The organism is Vibrio quintilis (assembly GCF_024529975.1).
Classification (GTDB): Bacteria; Pseudomonadota; Gammaproteobacteria; order Enterobacterales; family Vibrionaceae; genus Vibrio; species Vibrio quintilis.
In genome coordinates, this window is record NZ_AP024897.1 from 3,913,916 (window position 1) to 3,938,144 (window position 24,229).

The following is a 24,229-nucleotide window of genomic DNA, read 5'->3' on the forward strand; positions in this document are numbered from 1 at the left end:
CAATTCAATCTAAAATGGCGGAGCGGACGGGACTCGAACCCGCGACCCCCGGCGTGACAGGCCGGTATTCTAACCAACTGAACTACCGCTCCACTTCAGATTGTCTGTCAGATAAAGTCTTACAATAATCCGCTTCATCTAACCGGTATATAAAGCCTGGCAGTGACCTACTCTCACATGGGGAAACCCCACACTACCATCGGCGCAATTGCGTTTCACTTCTGAGTTCGGCATGGATTCAGGTGGGTCCACAACGCTATGGCCGCCAGGCAAATTCTTTAATTCAGAAAACTGACTATTCTCTACACATTCAATCTGTTCTTCATTTGAGTCCATCAAAACCCCTTGGGTGTTGTATGGTTAAGCCTCACGGGCAATTAGTACAGGTTAGCTCAACGCCTCACAACGCTTACACACCCTGCCTATCAACGTCCTGGTCTCGGACAACCCTTCAGAGCACTTAAAGTGCCAGGGAGAACTCATCTCAGGGCTCGCTTCCCGCTTAGATGCTTTCAGCGGTTATCGATTCCGAACTTAGCTACCGGGCAATGCGTCTGGCGACACAACCCGAACACCAGAGGTTCGTCCACTCCGGTCCTCTCGTACTAGGAGCAGCCCCCTTCAATTCTCCAACGCCCACGGCAGATAGGGACCGAACTGTCTCACGACGTTCTAAACCCAGCTCGCGTACCACTTTAAATGGCGAACAGCCATACCCTTGGGACCGACTTCAGCCCCAGGATGTGATGAGCCGACATCGAGGTGCCAAACACCGCCGTCGATATGAACTCTTGGGCGGTATCAGCCTGTTATCCCCGGAGTACCTTTTATCCGTTGAGCGATGGCCCTTCCATTCAGAACCACCGGATCACTATGACCTGCTTTCGCACCTGCTCGAGCCGTCACTCTCGCAGTTAAGCGGGCTTATGCCATTGCACTAACCTCACGATGTCCAACCGTGATTAGCCCACCTTCGTGCTCCTCCGTTACTCTTTGGGAGGAGACCGCCCCAGTCAAACTACCCACCAGACACTGTCCTTGTCCCGGATGACGGGACTAAGTTAGAACATCAAACATACAAGGGTGGTATTTCAAGGTCGGCTCCATGCATACTGGCGTACACACTTCAAAGCCTCCCACCTATCCTACACATGTAGGCTCAATGTTCAGTGCCAAGCTGTAGTAAAGGTTCACGGGGTCTTTCCGTCTAGCCGCGGGTACACTGCATCTTCACAGCGATTTCAATTTCACTGAGTCTCGGGTGGAGACAGCGTGGCCATCATTACGCCATTCGTGCAGGTCGGAACTTACCCGACAAGGAATTTCGCTACCTTAGGACCGTTATAGTTACGGCCGCCGTTTACCGGGGCTTCGATCAAGAGCTTCGCCTAAGCTAACCCCATCAATTAACCTTCCGGCACCGGGCAGGCGTCACACCGTATACGTCATCTTACGATTTTGCACAGTGCTGTGTTTTTAATAAACAGTTGCAGCCACCTGGTATCTGCGACTCCCCTCAGCTCCATCCGCAAGGGACTTCACCATGAGGAGCGTACCTTCTCCCGAAGTTACGGTACCATTTTGCCTAGTTCCTTCACCCGAGTTCTCTCAAGCGCCTTGGTATTCTCTACCCGACCACCTGTGTCGGTTTGGGGTACGATTCCTTACAATCTGAAGCTTAGAGGCTTTTCCTGGAAGCATGGCATCAATGACTTCACTACCTTAGTAGCCCGACATCGTGTCTCGGCCTTAAAGAAATCCGGATTTACCTGAATTTCAAGCCTACGCACTTGAACCTGGACAACCGTCGCCAGGCCCATCTAGCCTTCTCCGTCCCCCCATCGCAATTGTAAGAAGTACGGGAATATTAACCCGTTTCCCATCGACTACGCTTTTCAGCCTCGCCTTAGGGGTCGACTTACCCTGCCCCGATTAACGTTGGACAGGAACCCTTGGTCTTCCGGCGTGGGGGTTTTTCACCCCCATTATCGTTACTCATGTCAGCATTCGCACTTCTGATACGTCCAGCATGCCTTACAGCACACCTTCAACCGCTTACAGAACGCTCCCCTACCCAATACATAAAATGCATTGCCGCAGCTTCGGTTTATTGCTTAGCCCCGTTACATCTTCCGCGCAGGCCGACTCGACTAGTGAGCTATTACGCTTTCTTTAAATGATGGCTGCTTCTAAGCCAACATCCTAGCTGTCTGAGCCTTCCCACATCGTTTCCCACTTAGCAATAATTTGGGACCTTAGCTGGCGGTCTGGGTTGTTTCCCTCTCCACGACGGACGTTAGCACCCGCCGTGTGTCTCCCGGATAGTACTTACTGGTATTCGGAGTTTGCAAAGGGTTGGTAAGTCGGGATGACCCCCTAGCCTTAACAGTGCTCTACCCCCAGTAGTATTCGTCCGAGGCGCTACCTAAATAGCTTTCGGGGAGAACCAGCTATCTCCGGGTTTGATTGGCCTTTCACCCCTAGCCACAAGTCATCCGCTAATTTTTCAACATTAGTCGGTTCGGTCCTCCAGTTGATGTTACTCAACCTTCAACCTGCCCATGGCTAGATCACCCGGTTTCGGGTCTATATCCAGAGACTGAACGCCCAGTTAAGACTCGCTTTCGCTACGGCTTCCCTATCCGGTTAACCTTGCCACTGAATATAAGTCGCTGACCCATTATACAAAAGGTACGCAGTCACCCCATTAAAGAGGCTCCTACTGCTTGTACGTATACGGTTTCAGGTTCTGTTTCACTCCCCTCACAGGGGTTCTTTTCGCCTTTCCCTCACGGTACTGGTTCACTATCGGTCAGTCAGGAGTATTTAGCCTTGGAGGATGGTCCCCCCATGTTCAGACAGGATATCACGTGTCCCGTCCTACTCGTTTTCACCTTATTTGCATCTTCGGTTACGGGGCTGTCACCCTGTATCGCGGCACTTTCCAGAGCCTTCACCTGACACATATAAAACTTAAGGGCTAATCCGGGGTCGCTCGCCGCTACTGCCGGAATCTCTGTTGATTTCTTTTCCTCGGGGTACTTAGATGTTTCAGTTCCCCCGGTTCGCCTCATTTACCTATGTATTCAGTAAATGATATCTGCTGATGCAGATGGGTTTCCCCATTCGGAAATCCCGGACTCATGTGGGTCTTACTCCCTCATCCGGGCTTATCGCAAGTTAGTACGTCCTTCATCGCCTCTGACTGCCAAGGCATCCACCGTATACGCTTAGTCACTTAACCATACAACCCCAAAGGGTCTTGCGGTCAAACAACCAAGGTTGTCTGCAATTATTTAAACATGATGCAGACTTTGATTTTGCCGGACTCAAATTTTTTCTTCTGCCAAAGCAGAAGCCAAGAACACTTGAATGTGTGTTGGTGTATTCATTTCTGAATACTTTGAGAACTTTTACAAACAATCTAAAAGATTGTTTTGTCAGCTTTCCAAATTGTTAAAGAGCTAAGCCTGTCAGTAACAGGCTATTTTTAAATATTCTTGAAAAAAAAACATTTAAAAATACAATGTCTGTTGGTGGGTCTGAGTGGACTCGAACCACCGACCTCTCGCTTATCAGGCGAACGCTCTAACCACCTGAGCTACAGACCCAACGACTCTTTTCTAAACCAAATCAATCTGTGTGAGCACTCATCAACGTATCTTTATCGTTAAGGAGGTGATCCAGCGCCAGGTTCCCCTAGCGCTACCTTGTTACGACTTCACCCCAGTCATGAACCACAAAGTGGCAAGCGTCCTCCCGAAGGTTAAACTACCTGCTTCTTTTGCAGCCCACTCCCATGGTGTGACGGGCGGTGTGTACAAGGCCCGGGAACGTATTCACCGTAGCATTCTGATCTACGATTACTAGCGATTCCGACTTCATGGAGTCGAGTTGCAGACTCCAATCCGGACTACGACGGACTTTTTGGGATTCGCACACTCTCGCAAGTTAGCTGCCCTCTGTATCCGCCATTGTAGCACGTGTGTAGCCCTACTCGTAAGGGCCATGATGACTTGACGTCGTCCCCACCTTCCTCCGGTTTATCACCGGCAGTCTCCCTGAAGTTCCCACCCGAAGTGCTGGCAATCAAGGATAAGGGTTGCGCTCGTTGCGGGACTTAACCCAACATTTCACAACACGAGCTGACGACAGCCATGCAGCACCTGTCTCATAGTTCCCGAAGGCACACTCGAATCTCTTCAAGCTTCTATGGATGTCAAGAGTAGGTAAGGTTCTTCGCGTTGCATCGAATTAAACCACATGCTCCACCGCTTGTGCGGGCCCCCGTCAATTCATTTGAGTTTTAATCTTGCGACCGTACTCCCCAGGCGGTCTACTTAACGCGTTAGCTCCGAAAGCCACGGCTCAAGGCCACAACCTCCAAGTAGACATCGTTTACGGCGTGGACTACCAGGGTATCTAATCCTGTTTGCTCCCCACGCTTTCGCATCTGAGTGTCAGTATCTGTCCAGGGGGCCGCCTTCGCCACCGGTATTCCTTCAGATCTCTACGCATTTCACCGCTACACCTGAAATTCTACCCCCCTCTACAGTACTCTAGATGACCAGTTTCAAATGCTGTTCCGGGGTTAAGCCCCGGGCTTTCACATCTGACTTAATCATCCACCTGCATGCGCTTTACGCCCAGTAATTCCGATTAACGCTCGCACCCTCCGTATTACCGCGGCTGCTGGCACGGAGTTAGCCGGTGCTTCTTCTGTGGCTAACGTCAAAAGCAAAGCGTATTAAACTCTGCCCCTTCCTCACCACTGAAAGTACTTTACAACCCGAAGGCCTTCTTCATACACGCGGCATGGCTGCATCAGGCTTGCGCCCATTGTGCAATATTCCCCACTGCTGCCTCCCGTAGGAGTCTGGACCGTGTCTCAGTTCCAGTGTGGCTGATCATCCTCTCAGACCAGCTAGGGATCGTCGCCTTGGTGAGCTCTTACCTCACCAACAAGCTAATCCCACCTGGGCATATCCCGACGCGAGAGGCCCGAAGGTCCCCCTCTTTAGTCCGTAGACATTATGCGGTATTAGCCATCGTTTCCAATGGTTATCCCCCACATCAGGGCAATTTCCCAGGCATTACTCACCCGTCCGCCGCTCGACGCCAAGAAAGCAAGCTTTCTTTCGTTTCCGCCCGACTTGCATGTGTTAAGCCTGCCGCCAGCGTTCAATCTGAGCCATGATCAAACTCTTCAATTAAAGTTTTTTTTGAAGCCTAAGCTTCGGCTCAGTGATTACTGAATTGACTGTGCCGCTATTCATTCCACAACTCAAAGCTGCTTCCTGATAGCTGTTGGTCACTCATTCTCACTGATAAATCTTTTATAAGATATCAATTAACGAGTACCCACACAGATTGATTGGTTTATATTGTTAAAGAGCTGTTCTTCTCAGCGTTGCTTCGAAGAGGCGGTCATTCTAGCGAGATAATTTTCAGTGTCAAACACTTTTTTAAATTTTTCTCTTTAGCCCTGACCGGACTCACATCGTTCAGGCAGTTGTTGTTGCCATCCCGTGTCAGTGGGGCGCATTATAGGGGAGTAATTATATCTGGCAAGCACTTTTTTCTGTTTTTTATTTGTTTGGACAATATTCACGCAATATAAAGTAATTAATGTTATAACCTTTGAAGACAATCACAGCAATTGGTTGGAAAAACACCATACATAAACGTAAGATTCATATATCTGTTCTTTTTTTTATAAATATTCAGCTTTCTTATTAATTGATAAGTAGTATTCCAATATGAATTTAAATAAATCCGTTTTATGGGTAACCGCATATAGCATTATCGGTGTTGCTTTATTATCTCAAATATCGCTTTCCTCATTTATTGCTTTTCTGGCAGGTACCATTGGTGCAACAGCTATTGTCTTACTAAACTCACGAGAAGCCAAAGCTCCGGGAAATGAACCCATTCAAAGTAAGACAACCACACTATACGTGGGAAACTTACCTTATAAGGCAAATGAATCGAATGTGAAGACATTATTTTCTCAATATGGCGATGTTTTTGCAGTCCGCTTAATGAAAGACAAGCGAACTGGCAAACGACGTGGATTTGGTTTCGTTGTAATGCCTTCATCTGATGCCCCGACAGCATTGGAAAATCTGAATGAACATAGTTACATGGACAGAACCCTGAAAGTTCGTGTGGCAAATGATCCTAAGTCATCAGAAGCTGTTGAATCTGATTAAACCCGAATTGTCTGACTGTACGACTCAGCGCTACCTGGTTATCCGGGATAGCGCTGGCGTACATCAGAAGTGGCTTACGGCAGTGACGTGATGCGCCATCTTGCAATAGCAATTTGACTCTTTTGGCAATCGCATAGCCAGAATCAACCAGAAGAGTATTTTTACCCAGCACTATCTGAATTTCTTGCCGCAGTAGAGGAAAGTGAGTACATCCTAACACTGCAACATCTATCTGATTCACAATTGGCTGCAGAACATTCTGTACTTCTGCAATCTCAATCACCTCTCCTCTCATTTTTCTTTCAGCAATATCAACCAACTCTGTCGTCCCTAACCTGATAACTTCTTTTCCGGATGAAAAATTGCTAATCAGCTCTGAAGTATAATCCCGTTTAACTGTTGCCGGGGTTGCAATGAGACCAACACAATACTTCGCAATCAAACAAGCGGGCTTTATTGCCGGCACAACCCCGACAACCGGAATGCTTAGCATTGATCTTAAGGAAGGTAGAACAATCGTGCTTGCTGTATTACACGCAATAATCACGATATCGATATCATGGCTCTGAACAATATGGCGAATGAGCGACTCTACCCGTTCAAGTAATACTGATGAAGATAGCTCACCGTATGGGTAAGCCTGATTATCAAATAAATAGATATAATTATGCTGCGGTAAAAGCTGATAAATTTCCTGATAGACAGATAATCCACCCATTCCGGAGTCAAAAATAAGAATATTGGATACCAATGAGGACACGATATTAAACTGATTTATATCTGACAAAGCATTCGGGAATAATACGCTTAAGCAAGAAAATGACAATGCCTCTCTGTTAGCTCCATCGTGCAGGCTGAAGGCATAGTCAGCAGGGGTAATAAGCTGGTAGTGCAGCCATACGCTGCACTACCAATACTCATGATCAAAATTAAAACTCATAACGGATATTCAGATAATATGCACGCCCGGGAGATGGATACCCTTTTGCGGTTTCGTAGTCTTTATCAAATAAATTGTCGATACGGGCATTAATAGTCACCGATTCATTTGCATAATAGCTGATTGCTGTATCTACAAGTGAATATCCACCAAGGACGATATCGTTGTATGGGTAAGAACTATAATCAACATCAGGACGTTCACCCACAAACTGATAGCTGAATGACCAGTCCAGCTGAGTGAAACTAATCAGCGCATTCCATTTGTACATCTCTTTTGCCCGACGTTGAAGTTGCTGACCATTATCATCTTCAGCGTGCTTATACTCTGCACTGAGCTGATGCTGAATGATTCCGGTTTCAAACTCAGAGGTAAACTCAATACCTTTAATACGAGTTTCGCCATTTACATTCGTATATACATATGTGGAAGAATTATAGTCAATCAGGTTATTAATCTTATAATTGTATGCTGATACAGACCATCCAATTCCTTTTATATCACCCCCGAATGATATTTCTGTATTTTCAGACTTTTCAGGTTTGAGTTCTGTTTCACCATAAGTCGGATCATATTGCTGGTATAAATCCGGCGCTTTAAATGCGGTTCCATAAGATAGCTTCAGGCCAAACTCAGGAATAAACTGATACCCAGCCCCCAGGTTGTATGTCGTTCTCCCACCAAATTCCTGGTTATGGTCTCCCCGAAGACTCGCCTCCAGTAACAACTCATCCTTTTGATAGGAACCAAATCCGTACACGGCAAAATTTTCACGATCAAATTTACTAGCGTTACTGATGTCCGTATAAGACTCATTCCGCCAATCAGCACCACCACCAATGGTTACAGCCGGGTCCAGTTCATAATGACTGTTCCACTGAATATTTTGCTGATGTACTTTATCTTTTGTGCCGGAGCTCTTACCTGTTGACTTTGTATAGTTCCACCCCCGCTGACGCTGTAGATTAGCCATCAGTGAAGAGTGAAATTTATCCTGCTCAAAATTTCCGCCAAGCGTTAACGCATAGTCTTTCTTTTCAGCTTCTTTATAACTATGGTAAGAAGAAAAGCTACCATCATATTGATACGTGTTTTCATACATTCTGGCATGACTGAACAACTGGATATTATCGTTAACCTGGTGAACATAACCAATTAAACCATGGCTGCTTTTAAAGCCGTGTTTATCACTATCATTCACACCGGTTAAAGGGTGAACATTGTAACCATCCGTACTTTCATGGCCGACAGCTAAATTCAATTGGCTATCTTCTGTAGTCTGCAACCCTGCAACCGCGTTGAACTCTTGATAGTCAAGACTTCCCAGACCCACACTGATTTCTTTAATCTCACGTTCAGAACGGGCAACAGTAATAATATTAATGACGCCACCAATGGCTTCAGAACCATAGAGTGACGCTCTTGCCCCCCGAATATACTCAATTCTCTGAATATAATTCACAGGGATTTGATTAAAGTCTACTGCTCCTTTAGCTGCACGGGCGAAACGAACGCCATCAACTAAAACTAATACCTGAGAAGAAGAAGTGCCACGAACACTCAGAGAAGCATTCTGACCTCTGCCACCATTTTGAAAGACCTGAATACCAACCAGTCGGCGCAATAATTGTGGCAGGCTTTTAACCTGGCTTTTTTCAATATCTTCCCTGGTGATTAACTCAACATCAGCCAAAGTCGTTCCTGCAGATTGCTCATATCTGTTTGCAGAAACAATCATCGCTTCATCAGCACAAGCATAATTTGCATACGAAAACAGCGATGCCACCGCTATCGCTAAACATGTTTTTTTCATCATTATTCCCTAAATCGCGTAAGTCCGTCCGGAAAACTATCATTTCCGGCTGCTGGCAGGTCTTCGGACTGAAGAGCATGATGACAAAAAGACTGATTTGATCATCGCCTCTGGCTTAACTTCCCACACAGTAAGATTTTAAGTGCAGTGTTTACTTAGCCTTTGTTCTCTTTTACCGCTGCGCGTCAGTTCTGGATTCTCACCAGATTCCCTTTTCAGTTCTGAACAGTTCAGAAGCACCAACAGGCAACAGATAGTATTGAGCATTTATAAATATGTCCAGATGTGAACAATCACTAAGCATTAACACACTTATAAATAAACATTCCATGTTAATTCACTAGACATTAGTGCGGAATTGAATAAAATCTGCGCTCTTCTGGCACTTCTATCTATGATCATAAGGCTGAATTATGGTGAATCCTGATACAAATACTGTAACTTATTCAAATCAGTTGGCTGAAAAAGTCTCGACACTTAAAAACATGTTTACTGACTTCAATGTACCTGAACTGGAAGTATTTGAATCACAGGAAAAGCATTACCGGATGAGGGCCGAATTTCGGGTATGGCATGAAGGTGAAGACCTTTACTACATTATGTTTGACCAAAAAACCCGGCAGAAATACCGTGTAGACCAGTTTCCGGCAGCCAGCCAGCTGATAAATCAAATGATGCCGGAATTAATCGGAAAGATTAAGGCAAACCATATACTCCGTCATAAACTGTTTCAGGTTGATTTTTTATCGACGCTGAGCGGTGAAATCCTGATTTCACTCTTATATCACCGGCAAATTAATGATGAGTGGGAGGAAGAAGCCCGACACCTCAGACAGCAACTCATTCAAGACGGGTTTAAAGTCAATATCATTGGCCGCGCCAGAAAAATAAAGAAAGTGCTGGAACAAGACTATGTCACAGAAACTTTATCTGTTTATGGTCAGCCTTTTATTTATCAGCAAATTGAAAATAGCTTCACTCAACCAAATGGAAAAGTTGCAGAAAAAATGCTGGAATGGGCAGTAGATTGCACCCGTGAAAGTCAAGGTGATCTGCTTGAGCTGTATTGTGGAAACGGAAATTTTTCTTTAGCGCTGGCACAAAACTTTAACCGGGTTCTGGCAACTGAACTGGCAAAGCCGTCTGTGCACTCCGCGCAATATAATATTGCTGCGAATCAGATTGATAATGTACAAATCATTCGCATGTCTGCAGAAGAATTTACCGAGGCAATGGAAGGAAAAAGAGAATTCCGGCGGTTAAAAGATGCCAATATTGATCTGCAGAGCTATCAATGTGAGACCATTTTTGTCGACCCTCCCCGCTCAGGCATGGATATTGACACTTGTAAAATGGTTCAGAAATATCCGAGAATCTTATATATCTCCTGCAATCCGGAAACACTGAAGCAAAACCTTGAAGTACTGAGCCAAACCCATAAAATCTCAAGATTTGCTTTATTTGATCAGTTTCCATTTACCCACCACACCGAAGCCGGTGTTTTACTGGAAGCAAGAACTTAATCATCAGTTTCAATAAAAGGCGCTATGATAAGCGCCTTTTATTATCAACCTTGCTACTATTTTTTCCGGCCCCAGAAGCCCATTTTTTTACCAATCCACCCCATCAGTAACAAAGCAATAATAATTGCCAGAAAGTTGGACCCTTCCTCAGGGTATTGAGCTTTCATAAATGCCGAGTGACCAAAAATCCCCACAAAAAAACAGGCAACACCCACCAGAGGAAAATCTTCAGAAACAGGATGTTGCAAATAAGACTGATATAACGCCTGAACAGCTAATGCCAATGCAATGAATGGAAAAACAGAAAAAGAAATCTCACTCATTGTCAGCCAGGACAGAATTGCATCTCCACAAATTCCGGCAATAAAAGCGAGTACCAGATTTTTTCGCTCCAGACCAGAACGAAAGTTACAATCATTATTCGACATTCATCTACTCCATTTTACTTATGACGTTCACCTAATATACGGTAATGGTTTGCTCCCTGAGCAATAATTCTCAGCTGGATAATCAGCCTTTCAGCCAGAGCATCTCTTTCGTTTTTATCCAAATCCATCGCCTCCGCACCTGAGCTGAAAACTAATGTGACAGAAGCCTCTGCCTGAACTGCGGCAATATCCCGGTCTACTCCTTTGAAAACAAGATACTCGGTTAGTTCAGCACAAAAATGCTGAATTTCCCTTGCGACAGCAACCCGAAACTCATAGGAGATACCTGAACGTTCCCTAAGCAACAATCTGAATACATTAGGATTACATGCAATAAATTCCATGAATGTTTCTACCGATGTACGGATAACACTGCCTTCTTTGGCAATACGCTGCCTGGCTTGACGCATCAGCTGACGAAGTAATAACCCACCTTCATCCACCATTGTCAGCCCTAACTCATCCATACTCTCAAAATGGCGGTAAAATGATGTCGGTGCAATTCCTGCTTCTCTGGTGACTTCCCGTAAACTCAGGCTGGAGAAACTTCGCTCAGCGCTGAGCTGGCGGAATGCCGCATCAATTAGCGAACGTCGCGTCTTCTCTTTCTGTTGAGCCCGAATCCCCATGAAAACAATTCCAAATAAAAACTAAACGAAACTCTACTATACCCCGAATATGCATTGTATCTAAACATTACTAACCACAGATTTTGTTCCATATCTGATAACTTACAATTCCAGAACAGCGATCACCATCACTGAATGAGTCAGAAACTCATGCACATTGAATACGTTACGATAAGATTATATCTAATGTTCATACATGGAAGGCAGAAAACATTATGTCACAGTCACACCATTTCGATGCCATTGTTATCGGTAGCGGCCCTGGCGGAGAAGGCGCAGCCATGGGATTAACAAAGGCCGGGTTAAATGTTGCAATTGTAGAAAAAGAAAGCAGTGTGGGGGGGGGATGTACTCATTGGGGAACAATTCCTTCCAAAGCCCTGAGGCATGCGGTCAGCCGTATTATTGAATTTAATAACAACGCTCTTTTCTGTCATAACAATACCAGCCTGCACAGTACATTTCCGAATATTCTCAATCATGCAAAATCAGTCATCGATAAACAGACCCGCCTGAGACAAGGTTTCTATGACAGAAACCAATGCGCGCTGTTATTTGGATTAGCCAGTTTTGTTGACGATCATACGTTGGAAATTACACAGCCAGATGGGAAGAAAGACAAGTATACGGCTGACAAATTTGTTATCGCGACAGGTTCCCGGCCTTATCATCCCCTGGATGTCGATTTTGAGCATGAACGTATCTATGACAGTGACTCGATTCTTAATCTCGCCCACGATCCCAGACATATTATCATCTACGGCGCGGGAGTAATCGGCTGTGAATATGCTTCTATTTTCAGAGGGCTGGATGTCAAAACAGATTTAATAAACACCCGGGACAGACTGCTTTCATTTCTGGATAACGAAGTGTCAGATGCCCTGTCCTACCACTTCTGGAATAATGGTGTGATCATACGCAATGATGAGACTTATCAACACATAGAAGGGTGCAAAGATGGTGTCGTTGTGCATCTTAAGTCAGGAAAAAAAATGAAGGCAGATTGCCTGTTGTACGCTAATGGCAGGACCGGCAATACCGAATTACTCAATTTACCTTCGATCGGGATTACGCCAGACTCAAGAGGACAGCTGAAAGTTAATCAGAATTATCAGACAGATAGTGAACATATCTATGCGGTAGGCGATGTTATTGGATATCCAAGCTTAGCCAGTGCAGCTTACGATCAGGGAAGGTTTGTCGCCGGGATTATTGCGACAGGTCAGGCACAAAATCATTTAATTGAAGATATTCCGACAGGGATATACACCATTCCGGAAATCAGTTCAGTTGGTAAAACAGAGCAAGAGTTAACGTTAGCAAAAATACCTTATGAAGTCGGTCGTTCCTCATTTAAGCATTTAGCGAGAGCCCAGATTGCCAGCACTGAAGTCGGTAGCCTGAAAATTTTGTTTCACCGGGAGACAAAGGAAATTTTAGGAATTCACTGTTTTGGTGAAAGAGCATCGGAAATCATTCATATTGGTCAGGCAATTATGGAGCAAAAAGGGGAAGCAAATACCATTGAGTACTTTACAAATACAACTTTTAACTATCCTACAATGGCTGAAGCCTACCGGGTTGCAGCTCTCAATGGTTTAAACCGGCTTTTCTGATTTAACTGAAAAGGCCGGCAACGGCCTTTCAATCAAACCTCAGACAGTGGTTTCACCCGTATGAATGAATACAGACCTTATCTACATCCAGTCCGTATTTCTGATGATGCCAACCGCAATACCTTCAATCGTTAGTTCTTCACAGGTTAAATCAACTTCAATTGGTGAAAAATCTTCATTCTCGGCATGTAAACGAACAAGAGAACCACTTTTCTCAAGCCGCTTCACTGTGACATCGTCTTCCAGACGGGCGACAACAACCTGACCATTTCTTACATCCTGAGTCTTATGCACAGCCAGCAAATCACCGTCCATAATTCCGATGTCTTTCATACTTTCGCCATGAACCCGCAAAAGAAAATCAGCCTGAGGCTTAAACATCATCGGATCAACCTGATAATGAGTTTCTACATGCTCCTGAGCAAGGATCGGCTCACCAGCGGCAACCCGCCCAATCAGAGGTAACCCTTCTTCATCATTTGAAGCTTCGATTAAAATACGAATTCCCCTGGATGTTCCCGGCACAATTTCAATGACTTGTTTGCGAGCCAAAGCTTTTAAATGCTCTTCAGCAGCATTTGCTGAACGAAAACCCAGTTCACGTGCAATTTCTGCCCGTGTCGGCGGCATCCCGGTTTCATCAATCCGGCTACGGATCAGGTCAAAAACTTCTTGCTGTCTTGCGGTTAAAGGCTTCATAAATCACCTGTCTTTTTATACAGTTAACTGTGAGTATATCCAGTATTAGCTCAAATGAAAAGCTAAAGTCCCATATTTTCAATTGTTAGTTGCACAAAGCAGGTATCAGTGATAAAAGTCAGCCGAACTGATGAAAGGTTTGATCCGTTTCTGGTATGCTGAATATCCGGATACTGATAACAGCCATTACTATTCATTTTCCACGCATACTTGAGAGTTTGTTTCTTATGTCTTCCCGGCAATCTATGGTCCATTCGCTACTGAAATTACCTGTTCACATTTTTGCAAGAGGAACCATTGTTCCTGCTGATCCTGTCAAAGATAATCAAATCGACATCCATAAACCCGTGATTTATGCGTTACCCTTTCAGTCAGATATCGATTTACTGACACTAAAAAAGCATACGGAACGCCTGGGGCTGCCTGACCCATTCCAGCCGCTGTCAGTGAACGGGAAATCTTTAGTCCGTTATGTATTTATAGCCTCTCGCCCAACTGTCTTACACAATGACAATCATATACCGGGAGAGTCAATTCACCTCTTCAGTGAACTGCTTTCTCTTCATCAGCAAGATCCGGGACTCGATATTCAGGTCATACCGACAACAGTGTTATGGGGAAGAAAACCGGGGAAAGAATCGAAACATAAAGCTTATCTGGAATCAATGAACGGTCCGCAGAAAGCAAAAGCTTTACTTTTTTCCGGCCGTGACTGTCTGGTCAGGTTCAGCCCGGTTGTTTCCCTGCGACATATGGCTGATCACCATGGGACTGATGCTGCAATTGCTCATAAACTGGCCCGTGTTGCCCGCATTCACTTTTCGAGACAAAAACTGGCGGCCTCAGGGCCATCGTTGCCTGAACGTCAGGTTTTATTCCAACAGCTGATGAAATCAGCTTCAATCCGTCATGCAATCGATGATGAAGTCAATAGTAAGCAGATTCCCAGAGAAAAAGTTCAAAAAGAAGCGCTTAAGATTCTTGATGAGATTGCTGCCGATTTTTCATATTCACTGATTAAAAAGAGTGATCGTATTCTTGGCTGGCTTTGGAACAGAATTTATCAGGGTTTAATCATTAACAATGCAGCCACTGTCAGAAAACTGGCTCAGGACGGGCATGAAATTGTTTATGTGCCGTGTCACCGAAGCCATATGGATTATCTCCTGCTCTCTTATGTGCTTTACCATGAAGGTATGGTTCCGCCACATATCGCTGCCGGAATTAACCTGAACTTTTTCCCTGCCGGTCCACTTTTCCGTCGTGCCGGGGCTTTCTTTATCCGGCGCAGTTTTAAAGGAAATAAACTTTATTCAACCATATTCCGAGAATATCTTGCAGACCTGTTCGCCAAAGGTTATCCGGTTGAATACTTCAGTGAAGGTGGCCGTTCCAGGACAGGAAGACTGCTTCCGGCTAAAACCGGGATGCTGGCAATGACGATTCAGGCCATGCTCAGAGGGCTGAACAGACCTGTGACCCTTGTTCCTGTCTATATTGGATATGAACATGTCATGGAAGTTTCCACCTATGCCAAAGAATTACGGGGTAAGCAAAAAGAAAAAGAAAATGCCGGGCTGGTGATAAAAACGATCCGAAAGCTCCGTAATTTTGGTAAAGGATATGTTAACTTCGGCGAGCCGGTTTCTCTCAACCAGTTCCTGAACGACAATATCCCAGAGTGGACACAGGATATCGATAAACTCGGCAAGGTACGGCCAGGCTGGTTAAGCCCGGTGGTCAATCAGCTTGCAACTAAGATGATGACTCATATCAATGATGCGGCGGCAACAAATGCACTGACACTCTGTGCCACCGCTATCCTTGCTTCCCGCCAACGCTCATTGTCCAGAGAAAACCTGGTCAGACAAATTGAATGTTATCTGGACATCTTAAAAAATGTGCCTTACTCATCAACATTTACTGTACCGGAAGACAACGCAGAATCACTTGTACGTCATGCAGAATCTCTGAATAAGTTCATGATTGATACAGATACTCTGGGAGAGATCATCTCTCTTGACCGGAAACAATCGATATTGATGACCTACTACAGAAACAACATCATTCATCTCCTTGCATTGCCTTCTCTGATTGCGCAGATACTAATCCGTCATCAATCTGTGACAGCAACCAGCCTATGTCAGTATGTTCATATTATTTACCCTCTGATTCAGCGTGAACTATTTCTCAGCTGTAAAGAAGATGAATTAGACGACATTGTAAACCGATATATTCAGGAACTGCTTCGCCAGGATTTGATTCAATGCCAGGAAAATAAAATTTCTCTCAATCCGGCAAAAATTCAGGTATTGATGCTACTGGGAAGAACGATTTCAGAGACCTTACAACGCTATGCGATCACTGTTAATCTGATTGTTTCTCACCCGGAAATGGATAAAAGCCAGCTGGAACAAAATAGTCAGGAGATTGCACGTCGTTTAGGAAGGTTACACGGAATCAATGCGCCGGAATTTTTTGACAAAGGCGTTTTTGCTTCGTTGATGTATACCCTTAGACAGCAACAATACCTTGATCAGGATGAGAAATGTAAAAGATTATCGGAGTTACTCTCGACCCTGTTATATCCGGAAGTCCGGCTTACGATTCAGGAGAGCATCTACCATGTTGATGAAATCTTGAATGTCACATAACAAATGCAAGCAGCCCGCCAGAATCCAGCGGGCTTTGTTTTACCACATAGACACCAATAGCCCAACCGCAATAATCATCCCAACATAATTATTATTCAAAAATGCCTGAAAGCACTGACGACTGTCCCGGTGTCGGATTAAATGCTGCTGGTAGACAAATAACCCGCTTGCAATCAGAATACTCCAGTAAAACGCCGCCCCTAATTGATACATAATTCCCAGGACAGTAAGCATCAGTAATGTCATTAGCTGGAGAATACCAACAATGAGTTTGTCATGTCGCCCAAATAATATCGCGGTGGATTTCACACCTATCTTTAAGTCATCCTCCCGATCTGCCATGGCATACTGAGTGTCATAAGCAATCGTCCACAAGACATTAATGGCAAAAATAAACCAGACAATTAAAGGTAAGCTATTCGCCTGAGCAGCCCAGGCCATCGGAATTGACCAGCTGAAAGCTAATCCAAGAAATAACTGGGGAAGATGGGTATATCGCTTCATAAACGGGTAAATAAACGCAAGAAAAATACCGGCAAATGAAAGCTGAATTGTCAGCTTATTCATGGTCAATACCAGAATGAACGAAGCAATGGATAAACCGAAGAATAAGCTGACAGCTTCTTTTTCAGTCACCATACCTGACGGCAATGGACGGGAACTTGTTCTTTTTACATGGCCATCGACATGCCTGTCAGCATAATCGTTAATCACACAGCCAGCTGAACGCATCAGAAGTACACCAAGAAAAAACACGCATAAGATGCCCGGATCCGGAAGCCCCTGAGCTGAAAGAATTAAAGCCCACAGCGTCGGCCACAATAACAAAAAAGATCCGATGGGACGATCCATACGCATCAGTTGCCAGTATGCTCTTGCTTTCGATACTGTCATGATCAGGCTCCTATCTATATACAGGCGAGTCAGGTAAAAACAATTCTGTGACCAAAAGAGGATAATCTCCTATCCACAATCGTGAGCGACGCGCCCAAAATACACCCTGTACCGACGTAACACGTGCAACTTGCAATTCATCCCTTATAACATTCGACATACGAAAAACCAGCTCACCAATTGGCTTATCTTCAAGTGTTGAAAAATCACAGGATGCACTCTGAAATGTCGCCTGTGGAATTAAAGTATGGCCAATGACCCAGGGTGATGCATCACCAGACAGCACAACCTGCCGGAGAAAACAGCGATCTGGGTTGTGTAACAATACCCGTTCATCTTTTGTCATTTGCGGATCAACCAGCCAGTCATTCCTCAACAACGTCACTGATAGCGCCTGACAATGCTTCTTCATCAGTTCAGACAGTGAACCCTGTTCCGATAACCACTGTTTCACCCACAAGTCCGGAAAGTTGAAACTGTTAACATCTTGCCAATTTATCTGATTAAGTACAGACAGATAAGGAGAAATTGTTAGATCCATATTATATTATTATTTAATCAATACTTTTGTTGTCATTAGTATCTTTGCTCTGGCATAGCCATGACTTCAAATACGCTGTAAAAATATCTTGTCTTACCACAAATGAGTCAAGTATTGTAACAAGACCTTAGTTGTTCGAGTATCATGAACTACAAACAGAAATGACATTATTATGCTGAAACGTTACTTCACCTTAGTATTTTTTATCTTTAGCACGATTGCCGCATTCCCAAGTCATGCCGAGGATAGTAAAGATGGTCCCAAGCTCGCATATTTTACTCTGGAACCAGATTTAACAACGAATTACTTTACGAAAGGAAAAAAACTTGGCTACATCCAGCTACGAATTGAGATTATGGTTGCTGACAGTAAAGATCTGCCTACAGTCGAAAAACATCAACCTCTAATTCGGGATACGATTGTTGAAATCATGGGAAAACAGACCGAAGACACGATCAAATCTCTGTCCGGCCGGGAAGATTTACGGAAAAAGCTGGTTAAAAAGCTCAATGATTTATTACTCCCGGAAACAGGCAGACCTCTGATTGCTGATCTCCTGTTTACTAAATATATTTACTAACCTCAGAAAGTAATCATAGCCCGTTTTCATCAATTGTGACGGGCTTCGTACAATCCCATGAGCACACCAGCCAGCAAACCAGCCAAATGTGCACTATTTGCGATAGGCATAAATGGCTGAACATAACCTATAACCAGCCAAACCAGCATAAAACCAAGCAACGGTTTATGGATGGTTAATCCGGCATCTGGTTTTTTCCAGCCCATCATCCACAAAAATCCGACTAACGCATAAATCACCCCGGACAGTCCGCCAAAATTCGCACCTTCAAACCAGAACTGAGCCAAGCCGGAAACTGCAGCCGATATTAAAAACAATCCGCCAAGCTTCAAAGAACCTAACCGTTTTTCAATGTCGCCGCCAAAAAACCACCACCACAATAAATTAAACATGATATGCATAGCTGAAAAATGGAGGAATGCATGGCTGACCCACCGCCATAACTGCCATCCTTCAGCATGAGAATCAGGAAAATGGAGTGAACTGAAAATCGTCTGCTTCAAACCGAAGTTTTGCAGCAAAAAAACCAGAATACACACTGCCATGACTGTCAGCGTAAACATCCCTGCTTTGTTTCTAATGACAACAAAAAAACCGGGGTAGCCTGTGTTATAGCGAAATGATGGCCGGTTCATATCGGTTAATTCCCAAGAAGCGGCGGAATATTTTTTATCTTCCGGATGATGAAGAAAGTATTTTAATTCTTGCTCAACTTTCTCAAACTCTTCATCATGTATCAGCCAAAGACTAAAATTTCCGTTTCCCTCACCACTCATTTTAATCTCAACGTTTTGTGATGCCATATAGTCAACAAAAGCCTGAGCCAGACGTGGATTATTCACCGTAACCAATTGAATCATAATTTAATCTTCATATTTACTCTGTGGGTAAGCCAGCTCTCTGCCAGGCTTCAAATCCCCCATCGATACTATACACATCCTCAAATCCCTGATTAATCAAATACTGTGCAGCTCCCTGACTACTGATACCGTGATAGCACATCACTAAAAGTGGTGCGTCATAATCAAGCTGCTCTAACAAACCCACAACCGTATCATTCGTCAAATGAAATGCACGCTTTGCATGTGCAATACCAAAAGACTGAGGATCTCTGATATCAACAAGTGTTGCTCCATTTTCCTCAATCAACCTGAATGCTCCCTGAACATCGATATGTTGAAATTGCTCCATAAGTTACCAAACCTGCACTATTGATGAGCGCCTATTGTAACCTATCCAGTGTATCTCAAATACCGGTACATCATAAGGTTATCAGGTTGCGTTCAAATTCACACCATTAGTGGATAAGTCTGTGGATTATGTTGATAAGGTAGTTTCTGAGTTTAGGATCCACTATATATTGAAATGATCTTTATTTTTCTGTGTATATTTTTCTTTCTATCCCCAATAAAATAGTCCTATTCAATGCCCGTATCATCATGAACTATCACCGGTGGCAGATTATTTAAGCACAGACTTATCCACAGAAATCAAATCCCAAACGCCCCATATAAGATCAAGATATAAATACGCATAAAAAAGCCGGGATCATGTTTTGATCCCGGCTCTCATATCCAATTCACAGAATGCTACATTTCACCAACCGCATCTCGGAGTTTTTTCATTGCATTCTTTTCCAGCTGACGGATTCTTTCCGCTGATACACCATATTTATCAGCCAAATCCTGCAATGTTTCTTTCGTATCATTCAACCATCTGGATCGAACGATATACTGACTACGATCGTCAAGACAAGACAAAGCTAAAGACAAACGACGATTTGTATGCTGTTCCCAATTTGATGCTTCAACATTTTCTGCGACATCTGAACTTTTATCTTCCAGGAACAAAACCGGCGCTGAAGACGCACCAGACTCATCATCATCCACAGTCAAATCAAATGTTGCATCCTGAGCGGCAAGTCGTGATTCCATCTCACGGACTTCAGCGGGTTCAACACCCAACTCTTTTGCAACAGTTTCAACTTCACCATTATTAAACCAGCCCAGACGTTTTTTAGATTTTCTTAGATTAAAAAACAACTTACGCTGTGCTTTTGTCGTCGCAATTTTAACAATACGCCAGTTACGCAGAACGTATTCGTGTATTTCAGCCTTAATCCAGTGAACAGCAAAAGAAACCAACCGGACTCCAACTTCAGGATTAAAGCGCTTAACCGCTTTCATCAGGCCAATATTACCCTCCTGAACCAGATCCGCCATTGGTAAACCGTAACCAGAGTAACCACGGGCAATATGCACGACAAAGCGCAGGTGCGATAAAATCAAGCCTTTCGCAGCATCTATCTCACCGTTGTAATGTAATCGCTCTGCAAGCTCACGCTCCTTTTCGGCAGTTAACATCGGATAACCATTTACGGTCCGAATATAACTGTCCAGGCTATCTTGTGATACCAGAGCCATTGGGTACGTTTGGTTTGCCATTCAATTCCTCACCAAGTTAAGACTTAGACTTTACGTTATTAGCCCGGATCTTACTCCGGATCAAATGTAACCGATACAAATATACAATTTCATATACAATGTCAAGCAACTATCTGTATCAATTTTATTTCTTCAGTACGACGACTTCTTCATTAGCTAAGACAAATATAGCTTATACTGGTTCAATTTCTTTTAAATGACGTAAAGCGGATAATTTTGCGGCAATACTGCCAATCAGCACGCCAATCATTAATAACAATAACGACTCATCCCATTCCAGGCCAATTAAACGAAACTGGCTGTCATACAGGCGGGCCAGATCATTTACAGCACCATCTAAAAGCACGGTTAATAAAGCAGTAAAAAGCCAGGCAACCAGAGCACCTAAGAGACCAAACCACATACCAGAGTACAAATACGGACGCAAAATATACGTATCAGTTGCACCGATAAGCTTCATGGTCTTTATTTCTTCTTTATTTTCCAGCACATTAAATCGCAGTGTGTTGCCAACAATGAGAAAGACAGCAGCCAGCATCAACAGTGATAAACTCACCACTACAACAGCAGCCAGATTTTTTATCGCTTCAAAACGGGTCAGCCAGTCTTCATCCATCCGCACATCAGTGACATTACGCTCGCTTTGCAATTCTTCAGCAAACCGCTTGATTTGCCCACGGGTACTTACAGCGGGTGTGATGACCAGTACACCAGGTAAAGCATAATCATCCAACAGACTAATTGCCTGTTCAAACCCTGCATAGCGACTCAGTTCAGCTAAGCCTTGCTGGGATGAGATATAATCAACGCTTCTGACATCCGCCCGCTCCTCAAGCGCATCTTTCAAAACCATGATTCTGGCTTCAGAGGTTCCTTCCTGCAGATAAACACTAATCTGGGCAGGTGATGACACATGACCGGCAACATAAGCAATATTCTTACTAAGCAGATACAAGCAAGCCGGCATTGCTAAAGCCATGGAGATAACAGCCAGAGTCAGCAGGCTACCAACAGGTCTTGACCACAGCGCTAAAAATGACGCTTTTGCCTGTTTGAAATGAATGAAAAAAAATCCATCTTTTGGCGGACGTTTCTGACTGTCCCGGACTTTTTTCGCTGTTCTTTTATTCTTTGGCGCCATAGTCCTCTACCTCACTCAAAAAACCCTGGTTCAGTTCCAGATGCCGGTATTGGGGGCGGGAGTTAACCAGATGAATATCATGCGTAGCAAACAAAATCGTCACGCCAGCCCGGTTGAACTCCTCAAACAAACGCACAATTCGATGCGACAAATCCGGATCAAGATTTCCTGTTGGCTCATCAGCCAAAAGTAAAGTCGGACGATTAACAACGGCTCTCGCAATTCCGACACGCTGTTGTTCTCCACCAGACAGCTGACTCGGTAAACAACGGACCTTATCAAGCAAACCGGTTTTATCCAGCGCGGCTGAAACCCGCCGTTTAATCTCATTCTCAGAAACAGATTCAATCCTCATAGGAAGCGCAACATTGTCAAACACAGTGCGATCCATCAACAATCGGTGATCCTGAAAAACAAAGCCGATATTTCTGCGCAAAAACGGAATATCCCGGTTCGGAATCCGGGTTATATCGTGGCCATTAAAATGAATCCGGCCATCGGTCGGGCGTTCAATTGCACAAATGAGTTTTAATAATGTACTTTTTCCGGCACCTGAGTGCCCGCCAACAAAAACCATCTCACCCCTGGGAAGGTAAAAATCAACCTTTTGCAAGGCTTGTCTTCCACCCCGGTAAGCTTTACTCACTTGTTGAAATCTGATCACACCATATTCTCCCTCAGAACAGAATAATGGTTGTTACAAACAATCGACTATTGCAGCAAACAATCAAGTTACTCATCCCTGCTGAACAGCGCTTCAATAAACTCTTGAGTCTGAAATGGGCGCAAATCCTCAATCCCTTCACCAACACCAATAAAACGAATCGGAATCTGGAATTGATCAGCAATGGCAAAAATAACCCCGCCTTTCGCGGTACCATCAAGCTTAGTCAGTGTAATCCCGGTCACCGGAGCAACTTCACTAAACAATTTTGCCTGACTCATTGCATTTTGTCCGGTGCCTGCATCCAGTGTTAACATAATCTCATGAGGTGCCGTATCATCCAGTTTCTTCATTACACGAACGATCTTTCTCAACTCTTCCATCAGATTACTTTTGTTCTGTAAACGACCGGCAGTATCTGCAATCACTACATCGGCACCACGTGCTTTTGCCGCTTCAATTGCATCAAAAATCACAGAAGCGCTATCTGCTCCTGTATGCTGGGCAACGACCGGTACATTATTACGCTGTCCCCAGACCTGAAGTTGCTCTACAGCTGCAGCACGGAAAGTATCCCCGGCAGCAAGCATTACTTTTTTACCTTCCGCCTGATACTGTCTGGCCAGTTTCCCAATGGTGGTTGTTTTACCAACACCATTCACACCAACCATCAGAATGACATAAGGCGTTTTGGTTTCATCGATCACTAATGGCTGCTCAACCTGAGACAAAATTTCCGCCATCTCATCTTTTAGCATAGCGTATAACGCTTCACCATCTTTTAGTTGATGACGTGTCGCTTTCTCAGTCAGGTTTTTGATAATCTTAACAGTTGTTTCCATTCCAACATCAGCAATTAACAACTGTTCTTCAAGCTCTTCAAACAGATCTTCATCGATCTTCTTACCTTTGAATAAGCCAAAAAATCCGGCACCAATATTTGCTTTCGTCCGGCTCAGGCCTCGTTTCAACCGAACAAAAAAACTTTCAGTCGGCTTAATTTGTTCCTGAACGATTTGTTCCTGAACGATTTGCTCCTGAATGACTGGCTTTTCATCAGCAGGTTCTTCATCCTTTTCATCTTCTTCAGACAAAACATCAGACTCTGCTTTCGTTAAAGCAGTTTCTGCTTCACAGACATCACGATCTGCAACAACAACTGTTTTATCACCGGAATCAGCACCTTCCGACTCTTCCACTTCAATCGTTTCAGCTGTTTCCTGCGCTTGTGACTCATTTGATTTTTCATGTTCAGATGGCTCATCACCAAAGCCAAGCCATGATAACAAACCACGTTTTTTCTTTTCTGTCATCTGGGAATATCCTGGATTTATATAATTAAAAACTTACAATTTCTCTGCCTGTTTATCTCTTCAAAGCCAGGTCATTCAATCATGACGCGACTTCTCCAGCCATCAAATCTGACAGAAGGCCTGAAAAAGGATGAACAA

18 protein-coding genes, 2 tRNA genes, 3 rRNA genes and 1 riboswitch are annotated in these 24,229 nt (G+C 44.1%); of the genes, 5 read left to right on the forward strand and 18 right to left on the reverse strand.

What is annotated here, in order from left to right; all coding sequences use genetic code 11:
• Positions 1–15: 15 nt before the first annotated feature.
• The 5 genes from OC443_RS17875 to OC443_RS17895 form a co-directional block, all read right to left on the reverse strand.
• A tRNA-Asp gene (locus OC443_RS17875) sits at positions 16–92 on the reverse strand.
• A gap of 62 nt (positions 93–154) precedes the next feature.
• Positions 155–270 (reverse strand): 5S ribosomal RNA (gene rrf / locus OC443_RS17880).
• 86 nt (positions 271–356) lie between these two features.
• Positions 357–3,244: ribosomal RNA gene (locus OC443_RS17885) — 23S ribosomal RNA — on the reverse strand.
• Positions 3,245–3,534: 290 nt separating this feature from the next.
• Positions 3,535–3,611: transfer RNA gene (locus OC443_RS17890), tRNA-Ile, on the reverse strand.
• A 60-nt stretch (positions 3,612–3,671) separates the two neighbouring features.
• Positions 3,672–5,213: ribosomal RNA gene (locus OC443_RS17895) — 16S ribosomal RNA — on the reverse strand.
• Together the 16S, 23S and 5S rRNA genes with 2 tRNA genes alongside form the textbook arrangement of a ribosomal RNA operon.
• Positions 5,214–5,759: 546 nt before the next feature.
• Here OC443_RS17895 and OC443_RS17900 point away from each other — a divergent pair.
• Positions 5,760–6,212, forward strand: coding sequence for an RNA recognition motif domain-containing protein (locus tag OC443_RS17900; protein ID WP_073583972.1), 453 nt, complete (start codon positions 5,760–5,762; stop codon positions 6,210–6,212).
• Here the strand turns inward: OC443_RS17900 and murI are convergent.
• Both murI and btuB read right to left on the reverse strand, forming a co-directional pair.
• A complete protein-coding gene (gene murI, locus OC443_RS17905) occupies positions 6,181–6,975 on the reverse strand; it encodes a glutamate racemase (protein ID WP_143169353.1) in 795 nt (264 codons plus the stop codon). The two genes, OC443_RS17900 and murI, sit on opposite strands and share 32 nt — an antisense overlap.
• Positions 6,976–7,141: 166 nt before the next feature.
• On the reverse strand, positions 7,142–8,965 hold the full coding sequence (gene btuB / locus OC443_RS17910) for a TonB-dependent vitamin B12 receptor (protein WP_073583969.1): 1,824 nt from the start codon (positions 8,963–8,965) through the stop codon (positions 7,142–7,144).
• A 37-nt stretch (positions 8,966–9,002) separates the two neighbouring features.
• Positions 9,003–9,224: riboswitch (cobalamin riboswitch) on the reverse strand.
• Positions 9,225–9,378: 154 nt separating this feature from the next.
• Between btuB and trmA the strand changes: the two genes are divergently transcribed.
• Complete coding sequence (gene trmA, locus OC443_RS17915) at positions 9,379–10,488, forward strand: tRNA (uridine(54)-C5)-methyltransferase TrmA (RefSeq protein ID WP_073583968.1); 1,110 nt, start codon at positions 9,379–9,381, stop codon at positions 10,486–10,488.
• Between the two features lie 56 nt (positions 10,489–10,544).
• Here trmA and OC443_RS17920 read toward each other — a convergent pair whose 3' ends face one another.
• Positions 10,545–10,916 (reverse strand): YijD family membrane protein, encoded by a 372-nt coding sequence (locus OC443_RS17920; RefSeq protein WP_073583967.1) that lies wholly within the window; start codon positions 10,914–10,916, stop codon positions 10,545–10,547.
• A 14-nt stretch (positions 10,917–10,930) separates the two neighbouring features.
• Entirely contained in the window at positions 10,931–11,545 is a 615-nt protein-coding gene (gene fabR, locus OC443_RS17925) for an HTH-type transcriptional repressor FabR (RefSeq protein ID WP_073583965.1), read from the reverse strand.
• 215 nt (positions 11,546–11,760) lie between these two features.
• On the opposite strand from fabR, the gene sthA reads away from it, so the two are divergent.
• Positions 11,761–13,161, forward strand: a complete 1,401-nt coding sequence (sthA, locus tag OC443_RS17930) for a Si-specific NAD(P)(+) transhydrogenase (RefSeq protein ID WP_073583964.1) — start codon at positions 11,761–11,763, stop codon at positions 13,159–13,161.
• Between the two features lie 81 nt (positions 13,162–13,242).
• On the opposite strand, the gene lexA is transcribed toward sthA, so the two are convergent.
• Entirely contained in the window at positions 13,243–13,860 is a 618-nt protein-coding gene (gene lexA / locus OC443_RS17935; RefSeq protein ID WP_073583963.1) for a transcriptional repressor LexA, read from the reverse strand.
• 227 nt (positions 13,861–14,087) lie between these two features.
• On the opposite strand from lexA, the gene plsB reads away from it, so the two are divergent.
• Positions 14,088–16,514 carry a glycerol-3-phosphate 1-O-acyltransferase PlsB gene (gene plsB / locus OC443_RS17940; RefSeq protein WP_073583962.1) on the forward strand — a complete coding sequence of 809 codons (2,427 nt, stop codon included), beginning with the start codon at positions 14,088–14,090 and terminating at the stop codon, positions 16,512–16,514.
• 39 nt (positions 16,515–16,553) lie between these two features.
• Here plsB and ubiA read toward each other — a convergent pair whose 3' ends face one another.
• Together ubiA and OC443_RS17950 are read right to left on the reverse strand one after the other, a co-directional pair.
• The gene (ubiA, locus tag OC443_RS17945; RefSeq protein ID WP_073583960.1) at positions 16,554–17,408 is read right to left on the reverse strand and encodes a 4-hydroxybenzoate octaprenyltransferase; all 855 of its coding nucleotides are present in this window, start codon (positions 17,406–17,408) and stop codon (positions 16,554–16,556) included.
• Positions 17,409–17,418: 10 nt separating this feature from the next.
• Entirely contained in the window at positions 17,419–17,949 is a 531-nt protein-coding gene (locus OC443_RS17950) for a chorismate lyase (RefSeq protein WP_073583958.1), read from the reverse strand.
• A gap of 172 nt (positions 17,950–18,121) precedes the next feature.
• Here OC443_RS17950 and OC443_RS17955 point away from each other — a divergent pair, with 172 nt between their 5' ends.
• A complete protein-coding gene (locus OC443_RS17955; RefSeq protein WP_073583956.1) occupies positions 18,122–18,529 on the forward strand; it encodes a flagellar basal body-associated protein FliL in 408 nt (135 codons plus the stop codon).
• Positions 18,530–18,558: 29 nt separating this feature from the next.
• Here the strand turns inward: OC443_RS17955 and glpG are convergent, their stop codons facing one another.
• The 6 genes from glpG to ftsY form a co-directional block, all read right to left on the reverse strand.
• Entirely contained in the window at positions 18,559–19,389 is an 831-nt protein-coding gene (glpG, locus tag OC443_RS17960) for a rhomboid family intramembrane serine protease GlpG (RefSeq protein WP_073583954.1), read from the reverse strand.
• Between the two features lie 16 nt (positions 19,390–19,405).
• A complete protein-coding gene (gene glpE / locus OC443_RS17965) occupies positions 19,406–19,720 on the reverse strand; it encodes a thiosulfate sulfurtransferase GlpE (RefSeq protein WP_073583952.1) in 315 nt (104 codons plus the stop codon).
• Positions 19,721–20,118: 398 nt separating this feature from the next.
• A complete protein-coding gene (rpoH, locus tag OC443_RS17970; protein ID WP_073583950.1) occupies positions 20,119–20,973 on the reverse strand; it encodes an RNA polymerase sigma factor RpoH in 855 nt (284 codons plus the stop codon).
• Positions 20,974–21,145: 172 nt separating this feature from the next.
• On the reverse strand, positions 21,146–22,114 hold the full coding sequence (gene ftsX / locus OC443_RS17975; RefSeq protein ID WP_073583948.1) for a permease-like cell division protein FtsX: 969 nt from the start codon (positions 22,112–22,114) through the stop codon (positions 21,146–21,148).
• Positions 22,098–22,778: a cell division ATP-binding protein FtsE gene (gene ftsE / locus OC443_RS17980; protein WP_073583946.1), complete on the reverse strand. Its 681-nt coding sequence runs from the start codon at positions 22,776–22,778 to the stop codon at positions 22,098–22,100. The genes ftsX and ftsE overlap by 17 nt, the downstream gene beginning before the upstream one ends.
• Before the next feature lie 68 nt (positions 22,779–22,846).
• Positions 22,847–24,091, reverse strand: coding sequence for a signal recognition particle-docking protein FtsY (ftsY, locus tag OC443_RS17985; protein WP_073583944.1), 1,245 nt, complete (start codon positions 24,089–24,091; stop codon positions 22,847–22,849).
• Positions 24,092–24,229: the final 138 nt, after the last annotated feature.

What these genes read in the sequence shown, in the direction of transcription:
- glpG (WP_073583954.1), bottom strand. Translation starts at nt 19,389, where the DNA reads ATGATTCAATTGGTTACGGTGAATAATCCACGTCTGGCTCAGGCTTTT.
- rpoH (WP_073583950.1), bottom strand. Translation starts at nt 20,973, where the DNA reads ATGGCAAACCAAACGTACCCAATGGCTCTGGTATCACAAGATAGCCTG.
- glpE (WP_073583952.1), bottom strand. Translation starts at nt 19,720, where the DNA reads ATGGAGCAATTTCAACATATCGATGTTCAGGGAGCATTCAGGTTGATT.
- ubiA (WP_073583960.1), bottom strand. Translation starts at nt 17,408, where the DNA reads ATGACAGTATCGAAAGCAAGAGCATACTGGCAACTGATGCGTATGGAT.
- OC443_RS17900 (WP_073583972.1), top strand. Translation starts at nt 5,760, where the DNA reads ATGAATTTAAATAAATCCGTTTTATGGGTAACCGCATATAGCATTATC.
- lexA (WP_073583963.1), bottom strand. Translation starts at nt 13,860, where the DNA reads ATGAAGCCTTTAACCGCAAGACAGCAAGAAGTTTTTGACCTGATCCGT.
- btuB (WP_073583969.1), bottom strand. Translation starts at nt 8,965, where the DNA reads ATGAAAAAAACATGTTTAGCGATAGCGGTGGCATCGCTGTTTTCGTAT.
- plsB (WP_073583962.1), top strand. Translation starts at nt 14,088, where the DNA reads ATGTCTTCCCGGCAATCTATGGTCCATTCGCTACTGAAATTACCTGTT.
- ftsX (WP_073583948.1), bottom strand. Translation starts at nt 22,114, where the DNA reads ATGGCGCCAAAGAATAAAAGAACAGCGAAAAAAGTCCGGGACAGTCAG.
- OC443_RS17955 (WP_073583956.1), top strand. Translation starts at nt 18,122, where the DNA reads ATGCTGAAACGTTACTTCACCTTAGTATTTTTTATCTTTAGCACGATT.
- trmA (WP_073583968.1), top strand. Translation starts at nt 9,379, where the DNA reads ATGGTGAATCCTGATACAAATACTGTAACTTATTCAAATCAGTTGGCT.
- OC443_RS17920 (WP_073583967.1), bottom strand. Translation starts at nt 10,916, where the DNA reads ATGTCGAATAATGATTGTAACTTTCGTTCTGGTCTGGAGCGAAAAAAT.
- ftsY (WP_073583944.1), bottom strand. Translation starts at nt 24,091, where the DNA reads ATGACAGAAAAGAAAAAACGTGGTTTGTTATCATGGCTTGGCTTTGGT.
- sthA (WP_073583964.1), top strand. Translation starts at nt 11,761, where the DNA reads ATGTCACAGTCACACCATTTCGATGCCATTGTTATCGGTAGCGGCCCT.
- OC443_RS17950 (WP_073583958.1), bottom strand. Translation starts at nt 17,949, where the DNA reads ATGGATCTAACAATTTCTCCTTATCTGTCTGTACTTAATCAGATAAAT.
- fabR (WP_073583965.1), bottom strand. Translation starts at nt 11,545, where the DNA reads ATGGGGATTCGGGCTCAACAGAAAGAGAAGACGCGACGTTCGCTAATT.